This window comes from Candidatus Jettenia sp. AMX1 (genome assembly GCF_030263775.1).
Lineage (GTDB): Bacteria > Planctomycetota > Brocadiia > Brocadiales > Brocadiaceae > Jettenia > Jettenia caeni.
The window spans coordinates 1-16,074 of record NZ_SZPP01000028.1 but is presented as its reverse complement, the minus strand read 5'-3'; the positions used below and the strand labels follow the sequence as shown (position 1 = coordinate 16,074).

The 16,074-nt window shown below is 40.9% G+C and carries 17 protein-coding genes; 2 read left to right on the top strand and 15 right to left on the bottom strand.

Annotated features, from left to right (window positions below):
- Positions 1-191 precede the first annotated feature (191 nt).
- From FBQ94_RS09785 to FBQ94_RS09740, 10 genes are all read right to left on the bottom strand, one after another.
- On the bottom strand, positions 192-731 hold the full coding sequence (locus tag FBQ94_RS09785; protein WP_007221366.1) for a peptidase associated/transthyretin-like domain-containing protein: 540 nt from the start codon (positions 729-731) through the stop codon (positions 192-194).
- Positions 732-1,018: 287 nt separating this feature from the next.
- Entirely contained in the window at positions 1,019-1,480 is a 462-nt protein-coding gene (locus FBQ94_RS09780; protein ID WP_007221365.1) for a sll1863 family stress response protein, read from the bottom strand.
- A gap of 125 nt (positions 1,481-1,605) precedes the next feature.
- A complete protein-coding gene (locus tag FBQ94_RS09775; RefSeq protein ID WP_007221364.1) occupies positions 1,606-2,052 on the bottom strand; it encodes a hemerythrin domain-containing protein in 447 nt (148 codons plus the stop codon).
- Positions 2,053-2,100: 48 nt separating this feature from the next.
- Positions 2,101-2,322 (bottom strand): CsbD family protein, encoded by a 222-nt coding sequence (locus tag FBQ94_RS09770; protein ID WP_007221363.1) that lies wholly within the window; start codon positions 2,320-2,322, stop codon positions 2,101-2,103.
- A 73-nt stretch (positions 2,323-2,395) separates the two neighbouring features.
- Positions 2,396-2,554 carry a hypothetical protein gene (locus tag FBQ94_RS09765; protein WP_007221362.1) on the bottom strand — a complete coding sequence of 53 codons (159 nt, stop codon included), beginning with the start codon at positions 2,552-2,554 and terminating at the stop codon, positions 2,396-2,398.
- A 150-nt stretch (positions 2,555-2,704) separates the two neighbouring features.
- Positions 2,705-3,139 carry a hypothetical protein gene (locus tag FBQ94_RS09760; protein WP_007221361.1) on the bottom strand — a complete coding sequence of 145 codons (435 nt, stop codon included), beginning with the start codon at positions 3,137-3,139 and terminating at the stop codon, positions 2,705-2,707.
- Positions 3,140-3,225: 86 nt separating this feature from the next.
- Positions 3,226-3,570, bottom strand: coding sequence for an ElaB/YgaM/YqjD family protein (locus FBQ94_RS09755; RefSeq protein WP_007221360.1), 345 nt, complete (start codon positions 3,568-3,570; stop codon positions 3,226-3,228).
- A 51-nt stretch (positions 3,571-3,621) separates the two neighbouring features.
- Positions 3,622-4,044 carry a hypothetical protein gene (locus tag FBQ94_RS09750; RefSeq protein ID WP_007221359.1) on the bottom strand — a complete coding sequence of 141 codons (423 nt, stop codon included), beginning with the start codon at positions 4,042-4,044 and terminating at the stop codon, positions 3,622-3,624.
- 164 nt (positions 4,045-4,208) lie between these two features.
- Positions 4,209-4,598: a hypothetical protein gene (locus FBQ94_RS09745; protein WP_040543643.1), complete on the bottom strand. Its 390-nt coding sequence runs from the start codon at positions 4,596-4,598 to the stop codon at positions 4,209-4,211.
- Positions 4,599-4,617: 19 nt separating this feature from the next.
- Entirely contained in the window at positions 4,618-5,238 is a 621-nt protein-coding gene (locus FBQ94_RS09740) for a glycine zipper domain-containing protein (RefSeq protein ID WP_007221357.1), read from the bottom strand.
- A gap of 1,334 nt (positions 5,239-6,572) precedes the next feature.
- On the opposite strand from FBQ94_RS09740, the gene FBQ94_RS09735 reads away from it, so the two are divergent.
- Positions 6,573-7,541 (top strand): hypothetical protein, encoded by a 969-nt coding sequence (locus FBQ94_RS09735; protein ID WP_007221355.1) that lies wholly within the window; start codon positions 6,573-6,575, stop codon positions 7,539-7,541.
- A 154-nt stretch (positions 7,542-7,695) separates the two neighbouring features.
- On the opposite strand, the gene FBQ94_RS09730 is transcribed toward FBQ94_RS09735, so the two are convergent.
- From FBQ94_RS09730 to FBQ94_RS09710, 5 genes are all read right to left on the bottom strand, one after another.
- A complete protein-coding gene (locus tag FBQ94_RS09730) occupies positions 7,696-8,034 on the bottom strand; it encodes a YnfA family protein (protein ID WP_007221354.1) in 339 nt (112 codons plus the stop codon).
- A 158-nt stretch (positions 8,035-8,192) separates the two neighbouring features.
- On the bottom strand, positions 8,193-11,285 hold the full coding sequence (locus FBQ94_RS09725; RefSeq protein WP_040543640.1) for an efflux RND transporter permease subunit: 3,093 nt from the start codon (positions 11,283-11,285) through the stop codon (positions 8,193-8,195).
- Positions 11,286-11,289: 4 nt separating this feature from the next.
- Positions 11,290-12,624, bottom strand: a complete 1,335-nt coding sequence (locus FBQ94_RS09720) for an efflux RND transporter periplasmic adaptor subunit (RefSeq protein WP_007221352.1) — start codon at positions 12,622-12,624, stop codon at positions 11,290-11,292.
- Between the two features lie 115 nt (positions 12,625-12,739).
- The gene (locus FBQ94_RS09715; protein ID WP_007221351.1) at positions 12,740-14,074 is read right to left on the bottom strand and encodes a TolC family protein; all 1,335 of its coding nucleotides are present in this window, start codon (positions 14,072-14,074) and stop codon (positions 12,740-12,742) included.
- 446 nt (positions 14,075-14,520) lie between these two features.
- Complete coding sequence (locus tag FBQ94_RS09710) at positions 14,521-14,901, bottom strand: hypothetical protein (protein ID WP_285442112.1); 381 nt, start codon at positions 14,899-14,901, stop codon at positions 14,521-14,523.
- A 153-nt stretch (positions 14,902-15,054) separates the two neighbouring features.
- Between FBQ94_RS09710 and FBQ94_RS09705 the strand changes: the two genes are divergently transcribed.
- Positions 15,055-16,074: cache domain-containing protein (locus FBQ94_RS09705; RefSeq protein WP_285442111.1), on the top strand; the 1,020-nt coding region annotated here is incomplete at its 3' end.

Here is a 16,074-nt window from a genome sequence, read left to right as displayed (position 1 = left end):
ACCAGTATGGAAGCCTGAATCCAAAAAAACATTCTATAGATACTTTTATGAGAGTTATCGTGTACCCTCGTTTCCTGGTTAGGGATTTCATTTCCGCAGGGCAAACCTTTCGGTTTACTACCCACCGTGCATGGTCAGACAGGGGAGCAAGGCTAAAGCCTTGCCCTGCATTAACTCCTGTTCCTTAAGCTTTATAGATTAACAGGGATTAATACAAGATCGAATTTACTCTCAAGCTGTCCCTGGAGAGGATAGAATTGTGTGATCAATGGATGGTAGCCTTTTGCCTCAACTTTTATATGAATGTGTGAGGGTCTGCCGGAATAAGGGGGGGGAAAATGGCTTTCAAATCTGTATTCCCCGGTTTTCTTGGAAAACATTGTGGCACGGTAATTATCGTTGTATTTACCATCAGGACCAGCCAGCCAAAGTTCGATACGTACACCCTCAAGGGGTGAGCAATCCTTACTTGACCGGACAACACCGCTCAGCACATGGCCCTTACCAACAGTTACCCGCTCCGGTGCGTTTGGCTCATAAAACGGGCCTAATACATCAGAAGGGGTAGGCTCACACGGAAGGGCTGGCTCTGTCTGAGATGTATGAGTTCCTGCTTCTGCTTTTGCCTGCGTTAGTTCAGGTAAAAAAGTCTCTTTAGGAAAATTTCCAAAGCCTGTAAGGAAAAATACCGGAAAGCACAGAATACCATAGGGCATTACGAATCGGTTCATACTCTATTCTCCAAAATTATGCAACTATATCCTGATCCCTTGTCAACATAATTTACCATAAGAGGTTCTGGAGTATTTGTCATTGCGAGGGGTTTTTTCCCGAAACAATCTTTTCTCAACTATGCAAGAGATTGCTTCGGACACTACCCTCGCAATGACACGTTAAACACAACACGGATAAACCATGTCCCCGTACGCCTTGAACGGGGGCATATCCCTGTAAGGATCGTTTGTCTGTGCCACCCTGAAAACCGCTTACATACAATGAAAATTCCTCTGCAATTAAGTTACCGAAACTGGGAAAACTCCCTGTCATAATAAAGCGCCAGATCGGCCATAGAACCGTCTAATTGCATCTTTACATCCTTCCAGGATTTACTACTTCCTACTTTTAATTCCTTTAACTTCTCATAGGCAGCATGTTTCTTATGCTCAAATTCTGCCCTTTTGTCAATATACTTGACCCTGGTTTCCGCCTTAAGATTTGCAGATTTCGCATTTAATTCGCTTACAATGCTATCGTATTCCCTCAGCTTAGATTCTATAAGCCGTTGATATTCTTCTTTTTGTTGATCTGTGTAATCCGTTGTAATTTCAAGAGATTCTTTTGTCTCTTCTCTTACCCTTTCAAGAGGGACAACACCTTCTTTTGCTATCTCATGGTCATGCTGATAATGCTTTTTACATGAAGCACATAGGCCTATACTTAAAATACTGAGTAAAATCATGAAAAATTTACCTTGTTGCATTGTAAAATCCTTCCTGTGCTATTTTTTCTCTTTTGAAATTTGTGGAGAATTTTTATTGACGTAAACAGATGTGTACACGATAGCGCGCGCTATCATTTTTATGCCGTGAACTCTTTCAGAATATTTTAAGCCATTTGATAGACATTCTTCTTTTCTTCCTCAAAGCGATTGCACATCTCTTGCGCCTGTTCTTTATTTAAAACTTTACGCGCCTTTTTGAACAAGCCACTTTCCTCTTCCTTAATATGGTGGGTTACAATCTCTTTTAACACTATTAACTTAGCAGCCCATTTCTCATCATCTCTTGATATTTTACCCATGTCTTCGATTATTCTTTTGACAACATGATGTTCCTCATACGACTTAAGTATATCCTCCCGCATAGTCTCATCCTGCTCAAGAGCCGGATAGAATAATTTCTCTTCACCTTCCATATGCATATGCAATTCTTTTTCAATCTCTGAAAAGAAATCCTCCTGAGGTTCCTGAGCGGTCTTCGTTTTCCCTTTTATCTTTTTAAACAGATCCTTAACCTTACTATGATCTTTTTTTAACAATTGATAAATATCCATATTCTTCCTCCACTACAGTTATTTTAAAACTTTAACATTTACATACTTTTATCTCTTTTCCTTGCTTTCATCAGCATACAAGTCGAGAAACTGATCAACTTCCTCTTCTGCCTGCTCCCTGGAATAACCATATTTCTCTTGTAAAATGCCTGCCAATTTATCACTCTTTCCCTCAATCCCCATGATATCATCGTCGGTAAGATCTGCCCAGCGTTGTTTTATCTCACCCTTTAATTGTTTCCATTTTCCCTGAAAGATATCTTTATTCATATTCCCAGTCTCCCTTCTTGCTTAAAAATTTTAAATCTCAGATAAGCGGCACAGCATCCAACTCGTATCATTTTTAATATTCTTCATCATGATAATGATACTGTTGTTTAACCCTTAATTTCTTTGCCGCCTGTTTCCGATATCTATTTTTCTTATGAAAATGTTCTCTTATACGCTCATATCCCTCTATTTCATCATCATCTAATCCTCGTAGATACTTTTTTGTTGCCATATTGCCTTCCTCTCTTTCTTTCTGATTTCATTAACATTTTTTATGAAATATTTTCTGTTTATTACAATTTTCAGTCATCTTTTCATCCCCTTATCCTGAGAGATTTCAGAATTTGTACTCTCTGAAAAAATCACTTCCTTTCACCTTAATCTAACACCGGTACTTTACTTCTGAACGCATGGAGCCACTCATCATATAACCGGAAAGGAAGAAACCCACTGCTACCATGCCTAAAAATAACCAGGGATTATTATGCACCCTTTTGTCAATATCTGTTGTCAGTTCTTGTATTCTTTCCTTTCCATCCGCTACGGCTTCATTAAAACTCTGTCTCTTTTCCTGTACCACTTCTCTATACGATTCTGTTGCCTCATACATAACTTCTCTTACATGAGAATATTTTTCGGCAAGTAAATGACCAAGCACTTCCTTCTTTTCCTCTGCTGCTTCATTCAGCAACTGAAGCGCTTCCTGTATTTTCCAAGTGCCGCGATGTTCCCTCGCTTTTTTTGCAATACGGCTTTCTCTCGGACTGATCAGGACATCTCTACCGCATTTGGGATTCTCTTTGACTTGATAACCCACAATACATTCTCCTTTCCCATGAATTTCTTGTTTCAGAGTTACTTCTCATACCCTTGCATTACCCATGTACAACCAAAATTTTTGTTTTATCGTTTGCGACTTTCAAAAACATAGCCTAAAAGGAAACCGGCGGCAGCAGCAATACCTACCGATGTCCAGGGATTTTCACGAACCCTTGTATCGACACCTGTCGCCATCTCTCTTGCCTTTTCCTGTCCACTGGCTACAGTCTCTGTCACTTTGTGTTTTGCTTTTCCCAGTGTCTCTTTGCTCGGGTACCATTGACTCATAGTCTCCTTAAGATTTGAATACTTTTCACTAATCAACCGGTTAATCTCATCCTTTTTCCCTTTTATTTCCTTATTAAGGAATTCAAGCGCTTCATCAACATTTAACTTATCTTTCGAAGTCTCTTTCGTCTGTTCATTCATAATAACATCCCCTTTCGTAGGTATTTTGTTTTAAAAAATTTTTCTCTTCTGTTATTTCTCTTCCGGAGATTTAGAACCGTGTGTCATATAACCCCACAGGAAAAAACCTGCTGCAGCAAGGCCTAAATATAACCATGGATTCTCACGAACTTTTTTATCGATGTCTGCCGTCATTCCTTTTAACTTTTCTTCTCCGCCTAACAGGGCCTCGCTTACGTTATGGATTATCTTCTCCGTTATCTTATTTTCACCTGTCACTCCACTCACCATATCTTTGATATGTGAATATTTTTCAGTAATCAACCGATTAAATTCTTCTTTTTTTTCCTGTACTGCCTCGTTCAGTAAATCAATTACTTCGGTAATTTTCTCAGGGCCTCTCTGCTCTTTCGCTTCTTTTGTGCCAATAGCTTCTGCTGGATTGTTGAGGACATTTACACCCGACTTCTGACCTCCTTTTGCCTGGTTACCCATACAACATTCTCCTTTCTCAATCAGGCTGCCTTTTTGATAGCAAACCTTTAAGCTCCTCTCTAACAAGAGGAAATGGAGGGTGTGTTAAAGCTAATGTACACCCCTGAATCCCCTTTTTTACAGGGGGATTTATACAAGATTAATCCTATACGCAAACTTAATCATCAGCCCCTATCAAGAACCTTATCTACCAGCTTATTGGCCTTTGAAAGCTTCATCCAGACTTTTTGTGAAGTAAAGTAGAAAAGCGCTCCTATTGGGATCACGAAATAGAAAATACCGAGCGAAAATATAATTAAGGTTTTTACCTCTTTACTCAAAGGGAAATAATAAAGGAATGAAACATGCAGAAACATAAAACCATTAATCATTACAATGAAACTGAGGATGAATAGAAATATGCCAATATAGACCGACCTTACGACTTTAATGGCCTTGACGTAATAAAATACCGCTTTGATTTTTGCAAAACCTAATGATGTTTGGTGATATTTCCTTACAAGGTCCGTTGCCATACATAAAAGATAATTGAAAATCGTTTGCCTGGTTTTCATAATACCCCCTAACTATTCCTTATGTCTGATTTTTATTTCCGGCAATCACATAGCCCAGCAAAAACCCTCCGGCAGCGGCAATACCTATATATAACCATGGATTTTCATGAATTTTTTTGTCAATATCCGTTGTCATTTCTTTCAATTTCTCTTCTCCGCCTGCCATAGCCTCGCTCATATCGTGTTTTATTTTTTCCATCACTTCACTTGTACCTGTTGCCCTGATCATAATGCCTTTCATAGCAGAATATTTCTCACTAATCAATCGATTGATCTCCTCTTTCTTTCCCTTCGCTTCCTCATTGAGAAATTCAAGCGCTTCGTTTATTTTTGATGAATCGCCTTGTCCTTGTGGCTCTTTCGCACTACCACCCTTTTTCTCTTTACTAAGATCGTCTGTATCCTCTTGCCGACCCTCTTCAGTCTGATCGCTCATAACGCCAGCTCCTTTCCTCTTCGTTTTGTTACCTTTTGAACTTCCTGTCTTTCTTATGCGTTGTTTTGCTATGGCTTTCTCATCGCTTCTTTTTTCGCGTTGCTCTCTATGTTTATCTCCTTTTTTTTCATTTTTTCTTATCATTTTACTCTCGCGCCGCTTTCTGGTACCCGGGCTTTTTAAGCCTTCTTTCTTTAATGGCATAAGTAAAATCTCCTTTTATTTTTATGATAGAAGAGGAGGGATGCCCGCCAATGGGATTGGGAGTATGGCGGAAGTCCCTTTGCTTATAATCCGAGGAGTTAATCTGCAACCTCTTCTTTTCATAAGTATGTTATTCCATCGCCCTAACGATCGTCTTTCTTTGTAAAGATGTTGAGAAACTTTTCTACATCAATCTTTTATTGTATCCTAACGCCTAACCTTCGTACAACAGGAACAGGCGGACACCAGTCCTGAACCATATGCCGGAACTTGAAAATAAATCCTTATCTCCCACGATCTCTATTCATAATCATTGATTCCAAAAAGCTCATGCTGTATTTACAACATGCCATCAAGAAAGCTTATCTCGTATAGTACAAACAACATGCCTGCTAAAGAAGCTACGCACCGGGAAATTTTTATAAGAATAAAATTCATATGTAACTATTTAAATAGCTATCTATTACATTCAAATACGGTATTTATTATTTTATTTTTAATCAGGAAAGGTAGATCGTATTTTCCGTATGTATATAGATACAGAATTTATCTTTATCGTATCTAAGCGATTGCTGCACATAAACATATGTTACAGCTTATATGTTGGTAAAAACATACTCCTGGTAGGTAATTGCATGCATCTTTCTTTAAGAAATATTGATGTACTGATTTTCTCTGGTTCTTTCGATGGAGCTAACTACAAAATAATATTGTTGAATAAACGAGGAATAAAAACTTTAACCAAAACCGACAGGATGTGCCATGTCACAGATGTGTATCAGATGAGAAGTGTACTCTGTTACATTCAGGGTAATGTCATTAAGCATTTTTATTAAGGGAATGGTAAAAGTGCTAAGAGGCTGTCTGCGAAGTGCATATTCATGTCTGGAATTTATCCATCATTGCATCGTAATGACATTGGGTGGCAGGGTAGACCCTATCTCGGTGTGCAGGGATTATTTGTCCATGCAGGGTATCATCTCCACTTTTTTAGTTTTTTGTTTTTATTTACTGGTGTTTGTACTCTCATGGTACACATATTGCGCACTATTCTATAACGATATCAAATTTTCTCATTTGGAAAATTGGAAAAGAGGTAAGAATTATGAGGGAATCAGAAAGGGCACAGGATATTCAGATTACAATTTAAACATCCGGATAGGCATGTTAACAGAAATTTGACTATCAGCTTTTCCCACTGTTTTTTCAATACATCATAGTACTAAACTTCATATCAATAAAGTCATTAAAAGTCAGGTTGTTTTCATCAAGAGAACTTTTGTTTTTATCTTTATAACTATTTTTCATCCATTAATTAAAGGAAAGGAGAAGTTATGGTTAATTTAATCGATAAAGGTACTGAAAGAAGATTAAGTGAAAGACGGGTAGGATACTTCGAAAGCGGCATAGCAGCTTTCAAACGGATTTCATGGGGAGCCGTATTTGGAGGGCTTGTGATAGCATTAGTTGTTCAATTAATGCTTAGTTTGCTGGGAATAGGAGTTGGAATGGGAACCGTAGACCCATTACAGGAAAGCAACCCCTTCGCCGGATTAGGCATAGCCGCATTAGCCTGGGGCATTCTTAGTATGTTGTTAGCGCTCTTTGCCGGAGGTTTAGTAGCAGGGCGTCTTGCCGGTATTCCAAGAACAATCGACAGTGTACTACACGGTTTACTAACATTTTGCCTTTTTACCATAGTCGTGTTCTATTTAATTACAACAACTGCCGGTTCTATTGTAAGCGGTATTAGCGGTCTTGCCATGCAAACCTTATCTGTAGCAGGTAAAGGAGTCGGCGCTGCTGCAGGTAAAGCAACTGACAAAATTGCTCAAAACGGTGTTGATTTAGGCGATATTAAAAGAGAAGCAAGAGCACTGTTAATGCCGGCAGAAAAGCCTGAATGGAATCAGAATACGGCAGGCGCGGAATCCGATAACCTTATTGATCAGTTATTCAGCAATGGGGATAAAAAGATCGATAAGGAAGCTGTTGTAAATGCTATCGTAGCCCGTACTGGTAAAAGCCATGAGGAAGCTAACAGAATAGCTGATAACTGGATACAGAATTATCAAAATGCTAAAAAAGAATTGAATGAATTTAAAGCAAAATCAGAACAAGAAGCGCGTGAAGCCGGGGCTGTTGCTGCTTCTGCCACGTCTAAAGCAGGTATTTTCTTATTTGTCGGATTAGTACTTGGCGCTGCTGCCGCTGCTGCCGGAGGTAAATTAGGCGAGCCTCATACCGCTGCTTTACGTACAGAGACAGAAAGCACTATCAGTTCAGAACGTAATTACCGATGAATAAAAGAAAAGCTGTCGTGATAAAGCACAGAAACTTGTTATAGACCCATTCCTTCATCTTTATGAAACAGGGTAGATGGAACAAGCAGGCAAGATAGATGTCTCATCTCTCCTGTTTATCCTGTCTACCCCTGTTTCACTCGTTTATCCAAAATTATCCTCTTGGCCAATACATGATGATACATACACCGATGAGGGCTATAAGAGCACCTATCAGATCGAATGTATCAGGGGATATCTTATCAACCTTCCACCCCCAGAAAATAGAGAGAACTATAAATACACCACCATAAGCAGCATAAACCCGCCCAAAGCTTGCAGGTTGAAAGGTTGGAATAATTCCATACATAACTAATACGATTGCTCCAAATAAGCCATACCAGATATTCTTCCCTTCCCGCAGCCAGAGCCATACCAAATATCCTCCCCCTATTTCGCAAAATCCTGCAAGGATAAAAAAGAGAAGTGATTTAACCATAGTAATTTTTTCCATTTTTTACCTCATCAAATAAAATTAAACGTAAATAGTAAAAGAATAACAACGGAGCATTTCTCCTTAAGTTATCTATAGGTACTCAAAATACTGTTGGATCGAAGCATCTTACCTCTTGCATCTCTATTTATCTCCGTGTCCTCTGCGGTAAAACTATCTTATGCAAACTCAATCCTTTTCGGAAACCATTGATAGAGGGAAGGGATCACGAAAAGGGTTAAAAAGCTTGAGAAACATACCCCGCCAACGATCACGGTTGCCAGGGGTTTCTGTACCTCAGCCCCTACATCAGTAGACATGGTCATCGGCAATAATCCAATAATGTCTGTTATAACAGTTATCACGACAGGTCTCAGTCGTGTTGTAGCAGCCTCTACGACGGTATCTCTCGTCTCTTTTCCTTTTTGCAAAAATTCATTAATACACGATACCATGACCGTGCCGTTTAATACGCAGAGCCCGAAGAGAGAAATAAATCCCACCCCCGCAGAAACGCTTAAAGGCATATTCCTTAAGAACAGCGCCACAATCCCGCCTGTTGCTGCAAAAGGAACGTTTATATAGATAAGGGCAGCATTTTTAAAAGAACGGAAACTCATATAAAGGAGTATGAAAATCAATCCCATGGAAATGGGGATAACGATTGCGAGGCGATTCCGCGCCTGCTGCATATTCTCGAACTGACCGCCCCAATCGAGGTAATACCCGGACGGGATATCTACCCTCTCCTGTATCTTCTTCTGCGTCTCTGACACAAAGCTGCCGATATCCCTGTCCCGCACATTACACTCGACCACGATACGGCGATGCCCGTTCTCACGGCTGACCTGCGCCGGTCCCTCCTCAAGAGAGATATCAGCCAGTTGAATAAGTGGCACACGCACACCGCCTGGGGTACTAATCAGGATATTTTTAATTTCCTCTATGTTGTTCCTTGCCTCCTCAGTGAAACGAACCACAAGGTCAAATCGCATCTGACCTTCCAGTACCTGCGATGCAGCCTTGCCGCCAATGGCTGTTGTAATAACATCCTGTATATCCGATACGTTGATCCCGTAACGGGCAATTGCGCTTCTGTTAATCTTTATTTGTATCACCGGTAATCCCGCCACCTGTTCCGCCTTCACATCTTCAGCTCCCCGGATAGAAGTAACAACCCGTTCAATCTCTTCAGCTTTTGACTTCAATACTTCAAAATCCTCACCAAAAAGCTTAATGGCAATATCAGAACGAACGCCGGCTATCAACTCGCTAACCCGTAATTTAATGGGTTGTGAAAAACTGTATCGCATGCCTGGTATCTTTTCCAGATCCTCTTCCATACGGGCAATGAGGCCTTCTTTGGTCCTTGCCGTCTGCCACGTCTTCTTCGGTTTGAGCATCACAAAAACATCACTAATTTCCTGCCCCATAGGATCTGTGGCAATTTCTGGCCGCCCTGTCTTGGATACAACCGTCTCTACCTCCGGATACTTCATAAGGGCCTTTTCTATAAGGGCAGAGAGATCTACTGATTCCTTTAAAGAAACACTGGGCAGGCGTACCACATTGATTGCAATAGCGCCTTCATCCAATTCGGGCATAAACTCTGAACCCAAAAAGGGAACAAGAGCAAGACTTGCAAGGAAACATGAGGCCGCAATACTTAAGGTTAACCTGGGATGAGATACAACCTTCTGTAATAGCGGCCTGTAACGATTCTTTAAGAACTGCATTATCCGATTATCCGTTTCCTCCGTGTGCGCCCTTGTCTTTGTCCCCTTTCTGAAGCTAAGCGAGCACAGGGTAGGCATGATGGCCAGGGCAACAAAAAGGGAACTGAGCATAGCAAGACTTACGGTAAGTGCCACGGGCTTAAACATCTTGCCTTCAACACCCCGGAGGGTCAGGAGGGGCAAATAAATAATAATGATAATGCTCACGGCAAAGAAGATGGGGCGCCCCACCTCCTGGGCTGCATGCTGTATTGTTTCCTTGTAACTCTTGTTACTTTTTCTGAGGGTAAGGCGTTGGAGGATATTTTCCACAGTACACACTGAACCATCGGTAATATTGCCGAACCCCAGAGAGCCAACGCTCATTACTGTAGCAGCAATCCCTGCATAATACATACCTGAGAATGTTAAAAAGATCGTTAAAGGTACGGAGAAAGCCACAAGGAGTGATACCCGCCAGTTTCCTACCGTCAGGGTAAGAACAATAATAATCAGGAGGATACCTGAGATGACGTTGGTAATAACCGTATGAATAACATTGCTGACAAGATCAGCCCGATCATAAAATGGTATGATATCAACACCTTCCGGCAGGTTTTGCCTGATCTCTTCAACCTTTTGCTTTACCCTTTCCACTACAGTACGGCTATTCTCACCCTTGAGCATCATGGCAATTCCCGTAACGACCTCTCCTTTACCATCTTTGGTAACTGCTCCATAGCGCACCTCAGGACCTAATACCACATCTGCTACATTTCTTATATAAATGGGAGTGCCCTCTTCCGTCGCATGAACGATGATATTTTCAATATCCTGCATGGTATCAATAAGACCTATTCCCCTTATGAGATACTGTTCTGAGGCATGTTCTATGTATTGCCCGCCGGCATTTGCATTATTGGCAGCCAGGGCATCAAAGACCTGACGGAGGGTGATATCATAGGTGATAAGCTTTTGGGGATCTACCAGCACCTGGTACTGCTTTACAAAACCACCAAAACTATTGACCTCAATAACCCCTGGTGTGGTGAGCAGCCTGGGTCTGATAATCCAGTCCTGGATGGTCCTGAGTTCCATAGCATCTTTGCCCTTACCAGTAATCACGTACTGATAGATCTCTCCAAGACCTGTGCTAATTGGCCCCATAACAGGCTGAGCCATGAAAACCTGCGGGAGCTGGTCTTTTGCCGTTTGTAAACGTTCCAAAACTAATTGGCGGGCAAAATAGATGTTTACATAGTCAGCAAATATTACCGTGACTTGAGAAAGCCCTGTCTTTGAAAGGGAGCGTACTTCCACAACGTCTGGTAAACTACTCATGGAAAATTCAATAGGAAACGTAATAAGCTTTTCCGCTTCAACGGGACCGAGCCCAGGTACCTCAGTATTAATCTGTACCTGATTTGTGGTAACATCAGGGACGGCATCAATCGGCAAATGGACAATGTAGTATAAACCGAGCCCTATAATGACACATATTACGACAATAACAAGGAATCCCTGCTTTAATCCATATTCGATAAGTCTGTTGATCATGAGATTAGTGCGCGCACCCCTCCCCAAACCTTTCCTTCATAATTTCAGATTTGAGAAGAAAACCACCTTTAACAACCACACGATCGTTATCGTTTAAGCCACTGATAACCTTCACATAGCCATTTGCCCGGGATCCCAGGATTACATCCCTTCTCAGAAAATACCCCTTATCAAATGACACAAAGACAAAGTGTTTTTGCCCGTCTGTCTGGACAGTTTCCTCTGGTATTACCGGCGCATTATTACCTGTTTTTGGTGAAAGTTGGAGCATTACCCTGGCAAACATGCCGGGCTTTAACTTCTCATGGCGATTGTCTACCTCAGCCCGAACCTTCACGGTACGTGTCTTTTCATCAACCACAGCTCCTATATACGTAACAATACCCTCAAATTGTTCTCCTGGATAAGAGGCTACCGATATCATTACATTATTTCCTATCTTAACCTTTTGAATATCTTTCTCATAAACATCAAACCATACCCATAAATGGGTAAGATCCGTGAGGGTAACAACAGAAGTAAAGGCATCCTTCAGTTCGCCAATGGCAACATTTTTCTCAATTACCGTACCGTCAAAAGGAGCTGTGAGGATAAAGAACGGAGAAACAGAATCTTCTGTTATATTCCGGATATCACGTTCCTGTTGGCCTATGAGCAGTAACTTTTCTTTTAGCGCTTTTAACTCTATCTCCGCCTGCTCGTAAGCGCTTTCGGCCTCCAGAAAATGTTTTTTTGAAGAAATATTTTGATCATAGAGAGATTTTTCCCTCGAATAATTCTTCTTTGCCAATCTCAGCATCGCCATCGCTTTTGTGTAATTAGCCCTTGCCTCTCCAAGCTCTATACTGTCCAACAGGGCCAGTTTCTGCCCCTTCCTCACATAATCTCCCCAGTCTACAAACATCTCCTTAACGACTCCGGGTATTCTGGGAGAAACGATAACAAAACGGTCCCTGTTTGGCCGTACCTCACCGGTTGCAATGAGAGAGGCGTTGATATCTAACGACTCAACTTCTTTTATGGTAATAACCTCTCCCAGTATCGATGTATCAACCTTAACGGCTCCAACCTCATAGCGACACCCGTCACACTCGATGATGGAGATATTATGTTCACATTGTTTTTTTAACAGTTCCTCATACGTATTGCCTTTCATAATAGGGTTACACGAAGAACATGCTCTTTCTGAAACGCCATGCTCAGGGCATATTTCGTCTTTATGCGTATCCTGACAACCCTGATGCGCAAAGATGTTCGCAAGGGGAAGGATTCCCATAAGGAGGAAAAAAATAATTACCCGTGTAATCGTTCGTATTTTATATGTTGGTAAATATGTCATAGATTCCCTTTACTCAAAAATAGGTAAAATGGTGAAAAAAATAACTATCTCATTATGAAAATAGATGCAGAAGGAAAACGAAGCCGTTTCGATACATAAAGTATCTCGCCTCATGTTATTGTTTCCCTATTTTAGTCACTGCCAGCCTTTCAATATCGGCGATTAACAGGTTTAAATCTTTTAAGGATTCTATGTATGAAATCCTCGTGTCAGCCCAGGTTCTTTGGGCATCCAGCAGATCCATATAGTCAAATTCACCCTCTTTATATCCTCTTGTAATTAACATAAGTGACTCTTCCGCCTTGGGCAGAATAGTATCTCTGTATTCAAGAACACGTCTCTTCTCTACATTGTATGAGTTAAAATTCCTTTTTAGCTGAGAGAGCAAATCATGGTAAACGGATTGATTATCATGTTTAGCCTTTTTTGAGAGAGCCTTGCCTCTCTGTATGTTGCCCTGATTACGATTAAAAAACGGAACGGGTATCTCAATACCCAGCTGGACGGTATCCAGTTCTTCACGACTAAGCCGCTTATAACCAGCGGATACAAGAATATCAGGTATAATTTGCCGCTTCTCTAACGTGAGCTGAGTTTCCGCTATTTCAATATTCTTCTTTGATACCTTAAGGAATGGTTGATTATTCCTCATCCTGGATTCAAGATCCTGAAGCGACAACTCTGCAGGTTTTGTAGAAAGCCTTCCCGACGCACCGGCAAGGGTTTCTTCCGGAATACCCATTACTGTCAGTAATTCCTTTATTGAATTTTGCAGATTTCCCTCTGCTATAAAAACAAGGTTCCGCGCTTTTGATAGTTCTACTTCCCCCCTGAGGACATTCGTTGCAGGAACCTCGCCTGCTTCAAACCTTACTTTCTCACTCTCGTAAATTTGTTTTGCAATTTTTTCCGTTTCCTTTGCTATGGAAAGCCCTTCCTGATCTGCAATAGTCCTGTAAAATGCCTTCTTTGTATCAGCCATGACCTGTAACAAAACAGTATCCCGCTCAAAGGTATCCCTCTCTTTTAACTGCTCACTCACCTGTATCCCGAGTCTCCTCTTACCCCCGGTGATAATTGGCTGGGTTATAGCCACAAGGTTTTGACTTTGATTTAGCCCAATTTCATTGGTAGGGACTTCTTCAGCCAAAAGATCCAGGACGGGATTCGGATACAATTTTGACTGTCGTAAAGCGCCTGTTGCAGCATCAACCTGATCTCTTGCCGATTGCAATTGTGGATTTTTTTCAATAGCAATGGCAATAGCCTCCCCGAGTGAAATTTTTCTGTTTACTGGTTTAGAATTCCTGTCCTCAATTTTATTCAGGGGATCGCCTCCAGGGGCTGTTGACCAAAAGCAGGGTAGACAGATAAAGAGGAACATCCCCGCAATATAAATTACGGTCTTGTTTTTTTGAAAAATGGACTGGTAATGAAAATAGGTATCCATAATAAAGCCTTTCGTATCGTAAATAAAATAAGTACAGGGAGGTATCTTCCTTGTAAAAAGAACAGCGCGTGTCCATGCTCCCCTCTAATCCCCCCTTTAAAAAAGAGGGGAAAAGAAAGAAGCTCCCCTTTAGAAAGAGGGAAACAAGGGATTTCCCCCTTTTCTAAAGCTGATCAAAGATATCAAATATTTCCCCCTTTAGAAAAGGGGGACTATGCATCTCCCCCTTTTCTAAAGGGGGATTAAGGGGGATTATGTTATTCTCCACCGTTTCCACATTTTTAGCTTCATGCATATGAGGCTAAAGCCTTGCCCTACATTGATTCTGCTTTTTCATGATTGGCACGGATTAAAAGTCTATGACTATCAATGCCCGTCTAGCCCCGTATTTATCGGGCATTTTAGTAATATTTTGATCTTTCTGTGATGAAGTATTATAAGATGAATTATGCGGTTAAACGCGGCGGATGATAGATAATACTTTGGAAGATAGTGTTGGATTGCTTGAAAAGAGGCGCCTTGAACCGGTAAAAAGAACCCGCTAAGGTATACGGAGAGTTCTGGTTCATATGCATAACTAAATTATGGATACACAGTACACAACAACCGGAGCAGTGTGAATTATCTTGCGGAAGAGAAGGGTCGGTAGCATTATGAGTAACAGTAACTGATTCATTCCCGGCACAATGAAATGCATGTTTTTCTGCGCAACCTAACAATAAGCAATCTCCTGGTAATATGCATACAAAAAACCACAGCACCAAAATAGTTTGTAATGCTCTTTTCAGGAAAATAGTTTTACCCATACTGTATAAATTACATGACAAATATTTTTAATACTCTCCTATAATTTATCATAATAATGAGTGACCTGCTTTAAAACAAGGAGAAAATTATTTTGGTTTACTCAGTATCTGTTTACCGATATACTAATTGCCCCTAAATTGAATAATTTTGAAAGTAATTATGGAGAAATAGTAATGTATATCTCGATTAAAACCCGGCTTATTCTTTTACTTATTGTGTTTACGATACTCCCCTTTGTTCTGTTAAAGATTATTGCCTATCCACGAATACAGGCAGATCTTCAGGAGGTGCTGATACGGGACCTTGATGGTATGGGACACAAACAGGCAGAGTTAGTGACCAATTGGATGCAGGAAAGAATACTGAATACCCGTGTGATAGCAAATAATCCTTTGATGGCTAAAAGTGTAAAGATTACGAAAGAGGATGAGGACTATCATGATATCGTTCAGTACCTTGAGGTAGTAAAGAATGAGTATGGGTATAAGGGGATACTGGTAAGCAATGATAAAGGGATCGTAACCATTGCTACATCGGAAGAAGGATTGGGAAATGATGTCTCACAGATGGATTATTTCAAAGAGGCGGCGCAAGGGAAAACCTATGTATCGAGTGTAGTGCCATCTGAAATTCCCCTTATGAATGAGTATGGAGAAAAAGAACTCGGCCTGCCTAACATGCTGGTCTCATCACCACTGAAAGACAGGGAGGGAAATATCATCGGTATTGTTGCGCTAAGGATTGATGTATTGAAACTGAGCGAATTAATGTTAAGCCTCAGTTTAGGACAGACGGAAGAAACCTACCTTATTAACAAAGACGGATACATGATTACCGAATCAAGATTTGCAGGGCACCTCAAAGAAATGGGACTGGTAAAAAAGCGATGCGCCCTGGAATTGAAACTGATTAACCAGGAAACAGGAAAATTAACCGAAGGCGCACAACAGTGCATTTCAGGCAATAACGGCTTTGATGCGCAGGGCTATAAGGATTACGGCGGGGTAACCGTACTGGGGGTATGGCGCTGGTTACCGGAGTTTCATTGGGGCGTTATCACGGAAATCGACAGAGATGAAGGGTACGGGCCGGCTTATAATCTGAATTATATCGTAAGCTCTGTGCTCTTAATCCTTGCATTTCCCTTTGTTATGGTAGCATACCTTGTGGGGAAAAAACTTTCCGTGCCGATT